Raw genomic sequence first — 14,191 nt, 5'->3', positions numbered from 1 at the left:
ACGCTCTGCCGGGCGGAACTGCGGGGAAAGCGCCGCCTTAAAACGCCCTAGAAACCGAGTTTGACCAGCTGTTTGGGGTCCCGTTGCCAGTCCTTGGCCACCTTGACGTGCAGGTCCAGGTATATTTTGGTGCCCAGCAGCGCCTCGATCCCCCTGCGGGCGTTGCTTCCCACCTCGCGCAGCCGGGCGCCGCCCTTGCCAATGATGATGGCTTTCTGCGAGGGGCGTTCCACATAGAGGTTCACCCGCACATCCAGCAGGGGGTTGTCCTCGCTGCGTCCCTCCCGGGGCACTATTTCCTCCACCACCACGGCCAGGGAGTGCGGCAGTTCATCACGCACCCCTTCCAGCGCGGCCTCGCGGATCAGCTCCGCCACCATGACGGCTTCGGGCTCGTCGGTCAGGTCGCCGTCGGGATACAGCGCCGGGGACAACGGCAGGTGCCGGGCCAGCACCTGGCCGAGGGTCTCCACCTGGAAATCCTCCACCGCGGACACCGGCACGACGTCGGCGAATCCCTCGGGCCCGTTGACCTCACGTCCCAGCGCCTCCACGGCGATCAGCTGATCGGTGACGGCCTGGCGGTCCACGGTGTCGGTCTTGGTGACAATGGCCACCAGCGGTTTGTTGCCCGCCTGGGCCAGCTGCGCGGCAATGTAGCGGTCACCGGGGCCGATTTTTTCATTTGCCGGCAGGCAGAAGCCAATGACGTCCACCTCCGAGAGGGTGTCGGCGACCAGGTCATTGAGGCGTTTGCCCAGGAGCGTGCGCGGCCTGTGCAGCCCCGGAGTGTCCACCAGCACCAGCTGGTACTCCTCGCGGTGGACGATCCCGCGGATGGTGTGGCGGGTGGTCTGGGGCTTGGCCGAGGTGATGGCCACTTTTTGACCCACGAGCGCGTTGGTCAGCGTTGACTTGCCGGCATTGGGACGGCCGGCGAGAACGGCAAAACCTGCCCGAAACCGATCACCCTTGTCCTGGATGATCCCCGGCTTGGCTTTTGACTTGCTCATGATTGCTCCTGTGCTGCGCTGTGGTGGGTCTTGTTGGGAGCTTCGACGGTTCCGTCGGCACTCGTGGTTGCTGTGTTGCTGCTTGGGTGTTCGGGGTTGCCAACTTCATTCTCTGGCGGTGCCGCCGCACTGGCAATGACATGGCTGACCCGGTTGCGGGACGCTTCCATCCGTTCCGCCTCAAGGACAAGGCCGGCCACTTCCACCCGGTCCCCAATGACGGGAATTTTGCCCAGGTGCTTGGCCAGGAAGCCGCCGACGGTGTCGACCTCGTCGTCGTCAAGGTCCTTGCCGAAAAGTTCCCCCAGGGCATCGACAGCCATGCGGGCCCGGATGCGGTACCTGTCACTGCCCAGGCTCTGCACCTCGGGGGAGACGGAATCGTATTCATCGGAGATTTCCCCCACAATCTCCTCGATCAGGTCCTCCAGGGTCACGAGCCCGGCAGTGCCGCCGTATTCGTCCACCACGATGGCCACGTGGGTGGATTCACCCTGCAATTCCTTCAGCAGGTCGGCCACGGGCTTTGACTCCGGCACGTAGCGCACCGGGCGGGCCAATTGGGGCACTGTGGGCGGAACTTCATCCGGGGCCAGGCGATGCAGGGTGGCCACCACATCCTTGAGATACAGGATGCCTTGAATGTGGTCGGCACTGCCGTCAATGACGGGTGCCCGGGAAAATCCGGTGGCCAAAAACGACTCCAGGGCCGCCTCCAGGGGCGCCAGGTGATCCACGCTCACAATGTCCGTCCGTGGCACCATGACGGAGCGGACCATGGTTTCACCCAGGTCAAAGACGCTGTGGATCAGCTCGGCCTCATTGTCCTCAAGCGTGTCCGAGTCGCTGGCCCTGTCAACGAACTCACGGAACTCCTCTTCACTGACAAAGCCGTCGTGGCCGGCAGGTGCACCCTTCGCCAGCGCCGATCCCAGCCGAATGAGCCACTGTGGGATGGGTCCCAGGGCGCGGCGCAGAAAATGCACCAGGGATGCTGTCCTGCCCACCAGGGCCACCGCATGCAGCCGTCCCAGCTGGCGCGGGGACACCCCCACCAGGATAAAACCCAGCAGGGCCATGACCACGGTGGCAAGGAGGCCGGCAAGCCATTCATTGCCCAGCAGGCCCATTAGGAAGATGGCGACGGCAACGGCCGCCGCCATCTCACACCACACCCGCAAAAAGCGCATGGCATTGAGGTGTTCCTGGGGCTGGTCCAAAATCCTGGCCAGCGAGCTTCCGCGCTCCTGAGCGGCAACAAGTTCCGCATCGTGGCGGGGAAAAAAACCCAGCGCGGATTCCACTGCGGCCAAAAAAGCTGCCAGGGCCGTGAAGGCAATCCCCATGGCCGGCAGCACCAGCGGCATCACTGCATTGTCTCCAAGGGGGCGTCCCTGCCCAGGAAGTCCGAAAGCAGTTGCCGTTGCAGGCCGAACATTTCAGCCTTTTCCTCCGGTTCGGCATGGTCGTAGCCGAGCAGATGCAGCATGGAGTGCGTTGTCAGCAGCAACAGCTCCTCCTCCACCGGGTGTCCGGCGGCCTGGGCCTGCTGTTCGGCCACCGCCGGGCACAACACAATGTCCCCCAGCAGTCCGGCGGCTGTTTGTGCGGTGGGGGTTCCGGGCCGCAGCTCATCCATGGGGAAGGACAGCACGTCGGTGGGACCGGGTTCATCCATCCACTCGAGGTGCAGTTTTTCCATGGTTTCCAGATCGGCCAGGATCACCGACACTTCCGTCTGGGGGTGCAGGAACATGGCGGCGAGAATGTGCCGGATGAGCCGGACCAACTCTTCGGCGCGCACCTCGACGCCGGATTCATTGTTGATCTCAATACTCATCGTGAGGTGCTTTCCTTGGCTCGCTTGGGGAGGGGTTGGGATTCATCCCATTGGTTGTAGGCGCTGACAATGGCGCCCACCAGGCGGTGGCGGACCACGTCCGTGGCATCGAGCAGGGCAAAGTGGATGTCCTGGACGTCTTCAAGGATGTCACGGACCACGCGCAGCCCGGAGCGGGTGCCCGTGGGCAGGTCCACCTGGGTGACGTCGCCGGTGACCACGATCTTGGAACCGAAACCCAGCCGGGTGAGAAACATCTTCATTTGCTCAGGGGTGGTGTTTTGCGCCTCGTCCAAGATGATGAAGGCATCATTGAGGGTCCGCCCGCGCATGTAGGCCAGCGGCGCCACCTCGATGGTGCCGGCAGCCATCAGGCGCGGAATCGTCTCCGGGTCCATCATGTCATGCAGGGCGTCGTAGAGCGGACGCAGGTAGGGATCAATCTTGTCATTGAGCGTTCCCGGCAGAAAACCCAGCCGTTCCCCCGCTTCAACTGCGGGCCGGGTCAGGATGATCCGGCTGACCTCCTTGCGCTGCAGCGCCTGCACTGCCTTGGCCATGGCCAGATACGTTTTTCCCGTTCCCGCCGGGCCAATGCCAAAAACCACCGTGTTGCGGTCAATGGCGTCGACGTAGTCCTTTTGGTTGGCCGTCTTGGGCCGGATGGTGCGCCCGCGGCTGGAGAGGATGTCGTGGCTGAGGATGTCCACCACCGAAACATCAGGCTGCTGCCGCAGCATCGTGGCCAGCTGCTCCCACACGGTGGCCGTCATGGGGGTCTGGCGCGCCACCATGGCGCGCGCCTCCTCCATCAGATGCATGATCCGGGGCACCACGGCCGTGGGGCCGGTGATGGTGAGAACATTGCCCCGGGCCAGGAAAACAACTCCGGGATAAAGGTTTTCCACTATGCGAAGGCCCTCGTCCTCGACCCCCAGCGCCGCCACCATCTGCTCGGTGGATCGGAAATGGACCACTTCCGTGCGCACGCCGTCGACGGAATGCGGGAACTGCCGGCCCGGCGCGTCCTTGGATGCAGGCCCCTGGTGTGCTGTTGTCTCTGTCATGTGCCCGGCCGTGGGGGCCGAATCGCTCCTTGATTAATAACTCCTGCGCTGTCCCTGCCAATTCTAATGCACAGCCCCTGCCGGTGGCTTTTTTTGCGCTACGCGCTGGGCGAAGCGGCCCCGCTCCCCCACGCCGAAGTGTTTCGATACGGTTTCAGTTCTGGATAAAAGGGGCTCCGGGCAGGTGGCGGGGACCGGCTTTGTGCCAAGCTGGTGTTCGTTCAACGGCTTGTGGGGAAGTTTCGAGGAACATTCAATGCATTTTTCAATTGCAGCGAGGCAATTGCACCCGGACCCACAAGAAAAGCGAGCCCCACATCCATGCCTGCCATCGAGCTGCCGCCCCCGAGGAACACCCGGGCCCTGGCCGGGGCTTCCTGGGGCCGACGCCGCACCAGCGCGGGCCCGGCCCTGGTGCACAGGCTGGCCCCGGCCGGATTGGCGCTGGCGCTGGCGCTCAGCGGCTGCACCGCCAAGGAGCCCCAACAGCCGGCGGCGACGATGCCCACCACACAGACCACGCCGCCAGCGGGCCTGGTCAGCAGCGCACCGTTGGAAACGGCCCGTTCCACGCAGACGCTTCCGGTCTACTGGCTGGGCCGCAATGACCAGGACGTGTTCCTTTACCGGGAGTTTTTCAGCGCGAAAACCACCGACGAACCGATGGTGGCCGCGTTGCGGACCATGATGGGCACCAGACCCCTGGATCCGGACTACTACTCCTTGTGGAATGCCCCCTCCCGCCTGGGCGTGTCCATCTCGGCCCAGAACGTGATCACGGTGGACGTCTCGGCTGACGCCTTTGGCCAGCAGGTTGACCAGGGCATTGCCGAACGCTCCATTGCACAGCTGGTGTACACCGCCACCGCGGCGGCGGCCATGGCCGGGCTGGTGGACAGCAATTCAACCCTGCAGGTGGCCATCCTGGTGGACGGCCATACCGGCTACAAGGCCTTTGGCCATGTGCCGCTGGACAAACCGCTCACGCGGGATCCGGCGCTGGTGGCGCCGGTCTGGATCATTGATCCTGCCGAGGGCCGCAATGTGGGTTCTCTGCCCCTTGCCGTGGAGGGCCAGGGGGTGTCGACGACGGGCACCCTCGCCTGGTCCCTGGCGCCCGTTGCCGGCGATCCGGCCGGGGGCGCCACCGTGGGGGCCAGCTACCTCGACGGCACCGTGTCACTGGCCAATGGACCGGGGCAGCTCGGCGGCTTTTCCTTTACGCTGCTGCCGCCGCCGGGCCGCTACGAACTGGCCGTGTACATCGATGACCCGGCCATGCCTGGCATCCGTCGGGGCCTGGACACCAAGATCGTGAACATCACCAAGCCCTGATGGGGCGGCGGCAGGCTGTCAGGGCCAGCGGCCCAGTTCCTGGTTGAGCACCACCACCGCGGCAGGACCCGCAGTGGAGGAACGCAGCACATGGTGGCCCAGCAGTGCCGTGCGGGCCCCCGCGGCGACAAATGCCGCCACCTCGGCCGGGCTGATGCCACCTTCGGGGCCCACCACCATGAGCACCTTGGCCGGACGCTCCGGCCGCTCCCGGGCGGAGCTCCAGGCGCGGGCCACCGCCGCCACGGGGTCTTTGGCCTCCTCGTGCAGGATCAAGGCCAAATCAGCGTCGGCAATGAGTTCACACACCCCTGCCGTGCCGGCCAGGGACCCCAGCTGCGGAATGGTGGCGCGGCGGGCCTGCTTCGCGGCGGCGGTGACAACCTGCCGCCATTTCTCCTGCCCCTTGAGCGCCTTGTCCAACTTCCAACGGACAATGGACCGTTCCGCCTGCCAGGGCACCACGGCATCAATGCCCAGCTCGGTGGCCATTTCAATGGCCAGCGCGTCACGGTCGCCCTTGGCCAGGGCCTGCACCAAGGTCAAGGTGGGCGTCGGAGCCGGCTCGTGCACGACCTGGTGCACCAGCACCGTCAGCACCCCGGGGGCCGCTTCAGCCACCGTGCAGCCCAGACGCAGCCCGGCGCCGTCGCAAAGGTCCACCGCCTCACCGGCGGAAAGCCGCTTCACGGTGGTGGCGTGCCGGCCTTCCGCGCCGGCCAGGGCAAAACGTTCCCCGGGCACCAGCGGGCCCAGCTCCGCGGCGGCTGCGTAGAAGACCGGATTGGACATGGTTTAGAGGTTGCCCAGCTTGTCGCGCAGACGGGCAAAGACGCCGCCGCTGGAGACCAGCCTGCCCTCGGTGAAGCCTTCGCCGCGCAGGGCCGCAAGCTGCTTCAACAGTGCCTCCTGCTCGGCGTCGACCTTGGTGGGGGTTTCCACATGGATGTGCACCTTCAAGTCCCCGCGGCCCGCGCCGCGCAGGTGTGTGACGCCCAGGTTGCGCAGGTTGACCACTTCACCGGACTGCGTGCCGGACTTGATGCTGATGGGCTGCTCGCCGTCGAAGGTGTCAAAGCTCAGTTCGGTGCCCAGCGCCGCAGCCGTCATGGGCACGCTGAGGGTGGCGTGCAGGTCATCGCCTTCGCGCATGAACTCGGGATCATTGGCGACCTTCATCTCCACGTAGAGGTCACCGGCGGGACCCCCGGCGGGGCCGGCTTCACCCTGTCCGCCGAGCTGGATGCGGGTGCCGGTGCTGACGCCGGCGGGGACCTTGATGGTCAGGCTGCGGCGGTTGCGCACCCGGCCCTCACCCATGCACTCGTTGCAGGGGTCCAGGATCATGGTGCCAAAGCCCTGGCAGGAGTTGCAGGTGGCCAAGGTCATGACATTGCCCAAAATGGACCGCATGGGGCGCTGGATCTGTCCGCTGCCGTGGCAGACGTCGCAGGTGGTGGGGTGCGTGCCGGGGCGGCAGCAGCCGCCGTCGCAGGTGGGGCAGGTGACGGCGGTGTCAATCTCCAGTTTCTTGTTGACGCCGAAAACGGCCTCCTTCAGTTCCACGCGGACCGTGATCAAGGCGTCCTGGCCGCGGCGGGTGCGCGAGGCCGGACCGCGGCCGCCGCCACCACCGCCGCCGCCACCGCCAAAGAAGGTTTCGAAGATGTCCTGGAAGGCGAAGCCGTCGGCTCCGCCACCGCCGCCGCCGCCGTTGCTGCTGCCGTTTTCATTCCCGGTGGTGTCGTAGACGCGGCGCTTCTGCGGGTCCGAAAGCACCTCGTAGGCGTGTGTGACGGCCTTGAACCGGTCCTGCGCATCGGGGGCGTCGTTGACGTCGGGGTGCAGCTTGCGGGCAAGCTTGCGGTAGGACTTCTTAATTTCCTCGGCGGTGGCGTCACGCGAGACGCCCAGGGTGTCGTAGTGGTTCAAAGTGCTGCTCTCTTTACATGGATGGGCGGCTGGTCAGCCGGCCAAAATTCTGGACAAGTATTGTGCCACTGCGCGCACGCTGGACATGGTGTTGGGATAGTCCATCCGCGTGGGTCCCACCACGCCGAGCTTGGCGCTCTCGCCGGGGCCGTAGGTGCTGGCGACCACCGATGCCTCGGCCAGGGAATGATGCGGGTTTTCCCGGCCAATGACCACTGCCATGCCCAGGGAGTCCTGCGCCATGGCTTCAAGCAGGCGCAACAGCACCACCTGCTCCTCCAAGGCGTCCAGGACCGGACCAATGCTCAGTGGAAAGTCGTGGTTGGAGCGGGCCAGATTGGCCGTGCCCGCCATGACAATCCTGTCATCCCTGGCATGCTGGGCCAGCGCAGCCAGGCCCTGCGCCAGACGCATTGCCGGGCCCTGCAGCACCGGGGGGACGGTTTCAAAGGTGGCCGCAGCCACCGCGGGGATCTTCGCCACCGCCAATCCGTTCAAGGCAGCCAGAAAGGTCTGCCGCAGACCGGCCAGGGCGTCGTCGTCAACGTCGGTGCCCGCGTCAATGACTGTCTGCTCCACCTTGCCGGAGGCCAAAATGAGCACCACCAGCACCTGCCGGGCGGCCAGGGAGACGAATTCTATGTGCCGCACGGTGGCCGTGGCCGAACGCGGGTACTGCACCACCGCCACCTGGTTGGTCAGCTGGGCCAGGGCCCGCACCGTGCGCTCGAGCACGTCGTCGAGGTTGGTGGAACCTTCCAGCAATACCGAGATGGCACGGCGTTCAGCCGCCGAGAGCGGCTTGACGCTGGAAAGCTGGTCGACAAAGAGCCGGTAGCCCTTGTCGGTGGGGATGCGCCCGGAACTGGTGTGCGGGGCAATGATCAGCCCTTCTTCCTCCAGCGCCGCCATGTCATTGCGGATGGTGGCGCTGGACACGCCCAGGTGGTGGCGCTCCACCAGCGCCTTGGAGCCGACGGGTTCGCGGGTGTGCACGTAATCTTCCACAATGGCCCGCAAAACCTCCAGCTTGCGCGGTTCACTCATGCTCAACACCTCCCTCGGCCGCCTGCGGAATTTGGCAGTTTCAACATTTAGCACTCTACCGAACCAAGTGCCAATTCTAGTACCTTTGAGCCGTCCTTCACAGCCGCACCGGTGGGTCCCTGGTCCGTGGCTGGCGTGTCCGCGGGCTCCCTGTGGCCGGGAGCAGCAGTTAGCATGGACTTTGCCGCCACGCCACGTTCGCTCCGAGCGTTGGCCCCATTCTTTTGCGAAGTGAAGGTTCCCAACGTGCATGACAACCAGTGGGGTCCGCAGGACCTCAGCGCCCCGGCCCCGCGGACGCTTCGCAAGGTGCAGGCCCGGTCCGGCCTGGTTCTGGAGGACGTCCAGACGGGGTGGGTCGGTGCCGTGGTCCGTTTGGAAAAGTCCGGCGGCATGCACATTGTGGAACTGGCCGACAGGCGTGAAAAAATCCGTGCCTTCCCGCTGGGTTTTGGCTTTCTGCTCGAAGGCGAACCGGTGGAACTGGTGGCTCCCACAGTGGCCGTGGCTCCGTCTAGGCAGCGCACCGCCTCCGGCTCGGTCAAGGTCGCCGATGTCCGGGCCAAGGTGGCAAAGGCCAGCCGCATCTGGGTGGAAGGCAAGCACGACGCCGAACTGGTGGAGAAGGTCTGGGGGGACGATCTGCGGGTGGAGGGCATAGTGGTTGAACCGTTGCGCGGCATTGACGATCTCAACGCAGCCGTGGCGGCCTTCGCCCCCGGGCCCCACCGCCGCCTGGGAATATTGGTGGACCACCTGGTGCCCGGCTCGAAGGAAAGCCGGATTGTGGCCAATCTCATGCAGGCCCCCGGTGTGCGCGGGCACGTGCTGGTGGTGGGCCACCCCTATGTGGATGTCTGGCAGGCCATCAGGCCGGCTGTTCTGGGCATTCCGGCTTGGCCTGTCATTCCGCGCGGCGTGGAGTGGAAAAAGGGAATTCTGCAGGCCTTTGGCTGGCCGCACAGCACCGCCGAGGATGTGGGGCTGGGGTGGCAGCGGCTGTTGTCGCGGGTCAATTCCTACGCCGACCTGGAGGCGTCCCTGCTGGGACGGGTGGAGGAAGTCATTGACTTCCTCACCGCACCAGTATCCTAGAGGCAGGGCCTGCCGCTGGCGGACCCTGTAGTTTTCGCTTGTTGAAAGGCCTGCCATAGTGAGTTTCCCTGTTCCGCAAGGCGCCTCCCCGGGCCCGCTGACCCCGGCCGAGGACAGGCAATGGGCTTTTCTTGCGCACTGCGGCGGCATTCTTGGCTGCATCCCGGCGTTCGTCATTTACAAGACCTTCGGCGCACGCGGGCCCTTTACCGCCCAGGAGTCCTTTGAGGCGCTGAACTTCACCCTGCCACCGACCATCCTGGCGGTGCTGTTGAATGTGGTGGGGCTGGCGGTCTCCTTCGTTGATCCCGGGCTGGGTTCCCTGTTTGCCCTGCTGGCGATTTTGCTGTGGGTGTTTTTGACTGTCTTTTCAGTCATTGCGGCGGTCCGGGTCAACCGTGGCCAGCCCTACCGTTACGCCTTGAATCTGCGGCTGCTGAAATAGCGGCGCGGGCCCGGAAACGTCAGTCCAGCAGTGCCCGGGTCACGGCGTCGCCCAACAGCCGGCCCTTGAGCGTGAGCACCAGCCTGCCGGCAAAAGCCTGCGCCGGGTCAACAAGTTCCTGGGCAATAAGGCCTGCGACGGCGCGGCGCGCCCCTTCGCTGAGGCTGTTCAGTTCCAGCCCCTGGGAAATGCGCGACAGGAGCATGATGCGTTCCATGTCCCGCGTGGGGCCGTCGAGGATTTCACGTCCGGCCGCGGGCGACTCCCCCGCCCCCAGACGGTTCGCGTAGGCGGTGGGGTGTTTGACGTTCCACCACCGCACCCCGCCCATGTGGGAGTGCGCGCCGGGGCCGATGCCCCACCAGTCGCCGCCACGCCAATACGTGAGGTTGTGTTCGCTGGCATGCGCCGGGGTCCGGGCCCAGTTGCTGACCTCGTACCAGGAGAAGCCGGCTTCGGCGAAGAGGGCGTCGGCCAGTTCGTACTTGAGCGCATGGTCGTCGTCGTCAATGGCCGGCACCTGCCCGCGGCGGACCTGCGCGGCGAGTTTGGTGCCGTCCTCCACAATCAGGGAGTAGGCGGAAATGTGGTCCGGCTGGTAGCTCAGGGCCGTGCGCACCGACGTTTCCCAGTCGGCCAGGGACTCCCCCGGGGTGCCGTAGATCAAATCCACGCTGACGTCGAGCCCCGCCTCACGTGCCCAGGCCACCGCCTGCGGCACCTTCGCGGGGTTGTGGGTGCGGTCCAGGACCTTGAGCACATGCGGCACGGCCGATTGCATCCCGAAGGAGACCCGGGTGAAGCCGCCGGCGGCAAGTTCCTGCAGGGATTCGCGCGTGACCGAATCCGGATTGGCCTCGGTGGTGATCTCCGCGCCCGGTTCCAGGCCCCACTGTCCGACGGCGGCGGCCAGCACGTGCACCAGATCGCCGGCAGGCAACAGCGTCGGCGTTCCACCACCAAAGAAAACGGTGCTCAGACGGCGTTCGGGCAGGCCGGAGGCAGCCATGGCGCGGGCGGCAAATTCCACCTCGGCCACGGCCGTGGCCGCATAGGCGTCCTGGGATGCGCCGCCACCGAGCTCCGTGGCCGTGTAGGTGTTGAAATCGCAGTAGCCGCAGCGCACGGCACAAAACGGGATGTGCGTGTACAGGCTGAATTTGCGGTGCCCGGCCCCGACCGCGGCCTGCGCCGGCAGGACGCCGTCGGCCGGGGCCGGATCCCCGAGGGGCAGTGCGGACGGCGTCACTTCTTTGACTTGTCCTTGGGTGCTTCGCTGGTGGTCAGCGCGGCAATGAAGGCCTCCTGCGGCACTTCCACCCGTCCCACCATCTTCATGCGCTTCTTGCCTTCCTTCTGCTTTTCCAGCAGTTTGCGCTTGCGGGAAATGTCACCGCCGTAGCACTTGGCCAGCACGTCCTTGCGGATCGCGCGGATGCTTTCACGGGCAATGATGCGCGCACCAATGGCCGCCTGGATGGGCACCTCGAACTGCTGGCGGGGAATGAGCTCACGCAGTTTGCCGGTCATCATGACCCCATAGGCGTAGGCCTTCTCGCGGTGTGTGATGGCGCTGAAGGCGTCCACCTGCTCCCCTTGAAGCAGGATGTCCACCTTGACCAGGTCGGCCACCTGTTCCCCGTCAGCCTTCCAATCCAGCGAACCGTAGCCACGGGTCTTGGACTTGAGGATGTCAAAGAAATCAAAGACGATCTCGGCCAGCGGCAGGCGGTAGCGGATCTCCACCCGGTCCTCGGAGAGGTAGTCCATGCCGCCGAGGATGCCGCGGCGGGACTGGCACAGTTCCATGATGGCGCCCACAAAATCGGAAGGGGCCAAAATGGTGGCCGCCACCATGGGCTCGCGCACTTCGGCGATCTTCCCGGCAGGGTACTCGCTGGGGTTGGTGACGCGGATGACCTTCTTGTCCTCCAAGGTCACCTCGTACTCCACGTTCGGGGCGGTGGAGATCAAGTCCAGATTGTGTTCGCGTTCCAGGCGTTCACGGGTGATTTCCAGGTGCAGCAGACCCAGGAAGCCCACACGGAAGCCGAAGCCCAGGGCTGCGGAGGTTTCCGGCTCGTAAATGAGCGCGGCGTCGTTGAGCATGAGTTTTTCCAGCGCGTCGCGCAGCACCGGATAGTCGGTGCCGTCCATGGGGTACAGGCCCGAGAACACCATGGGCTTGGCGTCGCTGTAGCCCTCCAACGCCTGCGTTGCGGGCTTGTGGAAGGTGGTGACGGTGTCGCCCACCTTGGATTGGCGCACGTCCTTCACACCCGTGATGAGGTAACCCACCTCGCCGACGCCCAGGCCCTTGGACGGTTTGGGTTCGGGGGAGCTGACACCAATCTCCAGGAGCTCATGCGTGGCCCGGGTTGACATCATTTGAATTTTTTCCCGCGGGCTCAGGCTGCCGTCAATGACGCGCACATAGGTCACCACGCCGCGGTAGGTGTCATAGACCGAGTCAAAGATCATGGCACGGGCCGGGGCGTTGGGGTCGCCCACGGGGGCCGGCAGCTCACGCACGATTTGGTCCAGCAGCGCCTCCACGCCGACGCCGGTCTTGCCGGAGACCATCAGCACGTCCTCGGGCTTGCCGCCGATCAGGTTGGCCAGCTCGGCGGCATATTTTTCCGGCTGCGCGGCCGGCAGGTCGATCTTGTTCAACACCGGGATGATGGTGAGGTTGTTCTCCATGGCCAGGTACAGGTTGGCCAGCGTCTGGGCCTCGATCCCCTGGGCGGCGTCGACCAGCAGGATGGCACCTTCGCAGGCGGCCAGGGAACGCGAGACCTCATAGGTGAAGTCCACGTGGCCGGGGGTGTCGATCATGTTCAGGCAATAGGAGGTGCCCTCCAGTTCCCACGGGATGCGCACGGCCTGGGACTTGATGGTGATGCCGCGTTCGCGCTCAATATCCATGCGGTCCAGGTATTGGGCCTTCATGTCGCGCTGCTGAACCACACCTGTCAATTGCAGCATCCTGTCGGCCAGGGTGGACTTTCCGTGGTCGATGTGGGCGATGATGCAGAAGTTCCTGATGATCGCCGGATCGGTCGCGGCGGGCACCGGGGAAGTGCGGGCCATGGGTGACACTGGGGGTTCCTCACTGTTGCATGAACACAAGACCGTGCCGGCACGAAGGCACGCGCGGACACTCATTGCCCATAAGTCTCCCACGTTTGGGTGCCGGGGCAGAACTGGCTTGCCTTCCCGAACGCATGCTGCCGTGGTGGGGGCACGGCTTTGGCTACCCTTGAAGGCATGGCTTCCACTTCCGAGCGAATTCGTGCCCTGCTGCGCTCCCTTGCCGGGGCGCTGCTGGCTCCCGGTAAAACCGCTGCTCCGCCCGCCTCGCCCAAACGTCCATCCCGCTCCGCCTCCTCCCCCACCCGGGGCCCGGCACCCAAGAGCCAACCCCGGCCCGGCGCAGCCCCGGCAGCCGGCCGGCTCCCCTACCCGGGGGACTTCACGGGCACCACGGCAGTGCGTTATGCACCCAGGCCCGACGGCGCAGCGGACCCGGGCGAAATTGTCTGGACCTGGGTGCCGTATGAGGAAGACCACAGCCAGGGCAAGGACAGGCCGGTGCTGTTGGTGGGGCGTGAGGGCAGGTGGCTGCTGGGGCTGATGCTCACCAGCAAGGACCACAGTGGGGATGCCCGGAGCGGGCGCGACTACGTTGACATTGGCACCGGCGCCTGGGACCGCCAGGGCCGTCCCAGCGAAATCAAGATGGACCGCATCCTTCGTGTTGATCCGGCAGCCATGCGCCGCGAAGGCGCGGTGCTCGACGCCAAGCGCTTTGCCGCGGTGGCCGCCGAGCTAAGGAACCGCCACGGCTGGCGGTGACGGCAGCAGGCAACAGTTCCGGACCCGCGCCGCCTCGGCTTTGGTGCAGTGTGGCGGATCTGCTAGAATTGTGCACTGTGTGTATCCGTGCAGGTCGGCGGATGCAACAGCTTGGCCTGACGTTCACCATATTCGAGCATCCCCACGCCGCTGTCAACGGCCAAGCTACGCCCTCTACGACCGAATTTACGTATCAAAAGAGAGTTAAACAAACGTGGCTAATATCAAGTCCCAGAAGAAGCGCATCCTCACCAACGAGAAGGCGCGTCAGCGCAATCTCGCTGTTCGTTCAGGTGTGAAAACCGCCATCCGCGCAGTGAACACTGCCGTGACTGCCGGTGACAAGGATGCAGCTGCTGCCGCACTGGTGAATGCCGGCCGCAAGCTGGACAAGGCTGTCAGCAAGGGCGTCCTGCACGCCAACAACGCTGCCAACCGCAAGTCGGCCATCTCCAAGAAGGTCAACGCCCTCTAGGGAAGCCGATACGCTTCGCAACTGAAGTTGTGGGCCCCGCCATTTTGCGGGGCCCACAACATTTTAATTTACCGCCCGCGGCCT

The 14,191-nt window shown here is 65.2% G+C and carries 14 protein-coding genes; 5 read left to right on the top strand and 9 right to left on the bottom strand.

What is annotated here, in order from left to right:
• Positions 1 to 47: 47 nt before the first annotated feature.
• From era to ACFUCV_RS13955, 4 genes are read right to left on the bottom strand one after another with little or no spacing between them, the layout of a single operon-like run.
• Positions 48 to 1,013 carry a GTPase Era gene (gene era, locus ACFUCV_RS13970; protein ID WP_380816751.1) on the bottom strand — a complete coding sequence of 322 codons (966 nt, stop codon included), beginning with the start codon at positions 1,011 to 1,013 and terminating at the stop codon, positions 48 to 50.
• Positions 1,010 to 2,380, bottom strand: a complete 1,371-nt coding sequence (locus tag ACFUCV_RS13965; protein ID WP_380816749.1) for a hemolysin family protein — start codon at positions 2,378 to 2,380, stop codon at positions 1,010 to 1,012. Before ACFUCV_RS13965 ends, era begins: the two co-directional genes overlap by 4 nt.
• Positions 2,380 to 2,853, bottom strand: a complete 474-nt coding sequence (ybeY, locus tag ACFUCV_RS13960) for an rRNA maturation RNase YbeY (protein WP_380816747.1) — start codon at positions 2,851 to 2,853, stop codon at positions 2,380 to 2,382. The genes ACFUCV_RS13965 and ybeY overlap by 1 nt, the downstream gene beginning before the upstream one ends.
• Positions 2,850 to 3,920 carry a PhoH family protein gene (locus ACFUCV_RS13955; RefSeq protein WP_380816745.1) on the bottom strand — a complete coding sequence of 357 codons (1,071 nt, stop codon included), beginning with the start codon at positions 3,918 to 3,920 and terminating at the stop codon, positions 2,850 to 2,852. Before ACFUCV_RS13955 ends, ybeY begins: the two co-directional genes overlap by 4 nt.
• A 321-nt stretch (positions 3,921 to 4,241) precedes the next feature.
• Here ACFUCV_RS13955 and ACFUCV_RS13950 point away from each other — a divergent pair, with 321 nt between their 5' ends.
• Positions 4,242 to 5,255 (top strand): GerMN domain-containing protein, encoded by a 1,014-nt coding sequence (locus tag ACFUCV_RS13950; protein WP_380816743.1) that lies wholly within the window; start codon positions 4,242 to 4,244, stop codon positions 5,253 to 5,255.
• Positions 5,256 to 5,273: 18 nt separating this feature from the next.
• Here ACFUCV_RS13950 and ACFUCV_RS13945 read toward each other — a convergent pair whose 3' ends face one another.
• From ACFUCV_RS13945 to hrcA, 3 genes are read right to left on the bottom strand one after another with little or no spacing between them, the layout of a single operon-like run.
• Entirely contained in the window at positions 5,274 to 6,047 is a 774-nt protein-coding gene (locus ACFUCV_RS13945) for a 16S rRNA (uracil(1498)-N(3))-methyltransferase (RefSeq protein ID WP_380816741.1), read from the bottom strand.
• A 3-nt stretch (positions 6,048 to 6,050) separates the two neighbouring features.
• Entirely contained in the window at positions 6,051 to 7,187 is a 1,137-nt protein-coding gene (gene dnaJ, locus ACFUCV_RS13940) for a molecular chaperone DnaJ (protein WP_380816739.1), read from the bottom strand.
• Between the two features lie 33 nt (positions 7,188 to 7,220).
• Positions 7,221 to 8,234 (bottom strand): heat-inducible transcriptional repressor HrcA, encoded by a 1,014-nt coding sequence (gene hrcA, locus ACFUCV_RS13935; protein ID WP_380816737.1) that lies wholly within the window; start codon positions 8,232 to 8,234, stop codon positions 7,221 to 7,223.
• A 231-nt stretch (positions 8,235 to 8,465) separates the two neighbouring features.
• Between hrcA and ACFUCV_RS13930 the strand changes: the two genes are divergently transcribed.
• Positions 8,466 to 9,329: a DUF3097 domain-containing protein gene (locus tag ACFUCV_RS13930; protein ID WP_380816735.1), complete on the top strand. Its 864-nt coding sequence runs from the start codon at positions 8,466 to 8,468 to the stop codon at positions 9,327 to 9,329.
• A gap of 58 nt (positions 9,330 to 9,387) precedes the next feature.
• Positions 9,388 to 9,774, top strand: a complete 387-nt coding sequence (locus tag ACFUCV_RS13925) for a DUF4870 domain-containing protein (RefSeq protein WP_380816733.1) — start codon at positions 9,388 to 9,390, stop codon at positions 9,772 to 9,774.
• A gap of 19 nt (positions 9,775 to 9,793) precedes the next feature.
• Here ACFUCV_RS13925 and hemW read toward each other — a convergent pair whose 3' ends face one another.
• Positions 9,794 to 11,023 carry a radical SAM family heme chaperone HemW gene (hemW, locus tag ACFUCV_RS13920; RefSeq protein WP_380816731.1) on the bottom strand — a complete coding sequence of 410 codons (1,230 nt, stop codon included), beginning with the start codon at positions 11,021 to 11,023 and terminating at the stop codon, positions 9,794 to 9,796.
• Entirely contained in the window at positions 11,020 to 12,876 is a 1,857-nt protein-coding gene (lepA, locus tag ACFUCV_RS13915) for a translation elongation factor 4 (protein ID WP_380816729.1), read from the bottom strand. The genes hemW and lepA overlap by 4 nt, the downstream gene beginning before the upstream one ends.
• 168 nt (positions 12,877 to 13,044) lie before the next feature.
• Between lepA and ACFUCV_RS13910 the strand changes: the two genes are divergently transcribed.
• Together ACFUCV_RS13910 and rpsT are read left to right on the top strand one after the other, a co-directional pair.
• Positions 13,045 to 13,632, top strand: coding sequence for a type II toxin-antitoxin system PemK/MazF family toxin (locus ACFUCV_RS13910; protein ID WP_380816727.1), 588 nt, complete (start codon positions 13,045 to 13,047; stop codon positions 13,630 to 13,632).
• Positions 13,633 to 13,846: 214 nt separating this feature from the next.
• Complete coding sequence (gene rpsT / locus ACFUCV_RS13905) at positions 13,847 to 14,107, top strand: 30S ribosomal protein S20 (RefSeq protein ID WP_380816725.1); 261 nt, start codon at positions 13,847 to 13,849, stop codon at positions 14,105 to 14,107.
• The last annotated feature ends 84 nt before the right edge of the window (positions 14,108 to 14,191 follow it).

Origin of the sequence: Specibacter sp. NPDC057265 (assembly GCF_042668835.1) — a bacterium.
Classification (GTDB): domain Bacteria; phylum Actinomycetota; class Actinomycetes; order Actinomycetales; family Micrococcaceae; genus Specibacter.
This window is presented reverse-complemented; position numbering and strand designations above follow the sequence as displayed.

Coding starts and splice junctions, on each gene's coding strand:
- ACFUCV_RS13945 (WP_380816741.1), bottom strand. CDS start 6,047: ATGTCCAATCCGGTCTTCTACGCAGCCGCCGCGGAGCTGGGCCCGCTG.
- ACFUCV_RS13965 (WP_380816749.1), bottom strand. CDS start 2,380: ATGCCGCTGGTGCTGCCGGCCATGGGGATTGCCTTCACGGCCCTGGCA.
- ybeY (WP_380816747.1), bottom strand. CDS start 2,853: ATGAGTATTGAGATCAACAATGAATCCGGCGTCGAGGTGCGCGCCGAA.
- ACFUCV_RS13950 (WP_380816743.1), top strand. CDS start 4,242: ATGCCTGCCATCGAGCTGCCGCCCCCGAGGAACACCCGGGCCCTGGCC.
- era (WP_380816751.1), bottom strand. CDS start 1,013: ATGAGCAAGTCAAAAGCCAAGCCGGGGATCATCCAGGACAAGGGTGAT.
- ACFUCV_RS13955 (WP_380816745.1), bottom strand. CDS start 3,920: ATGACAGAGACAACAGCACACCAGGGGCCTGCATCCAAGGACGCGCCG.
- ACFUCV_RS13910 (WP_380816727.1), top strand. CDS start 13,045: ATGGCTTCCACTTCCGAGCGAATTCGTGCCCTGCTGCGCTCCCTTGCC.
- hrcA (WP_380816737.1), bottom strand. CDS start 8,234: ATGAGTGAACCGCGCAAGCTGGAGGTTTTGCGGGCCATTGTGGAAGAT.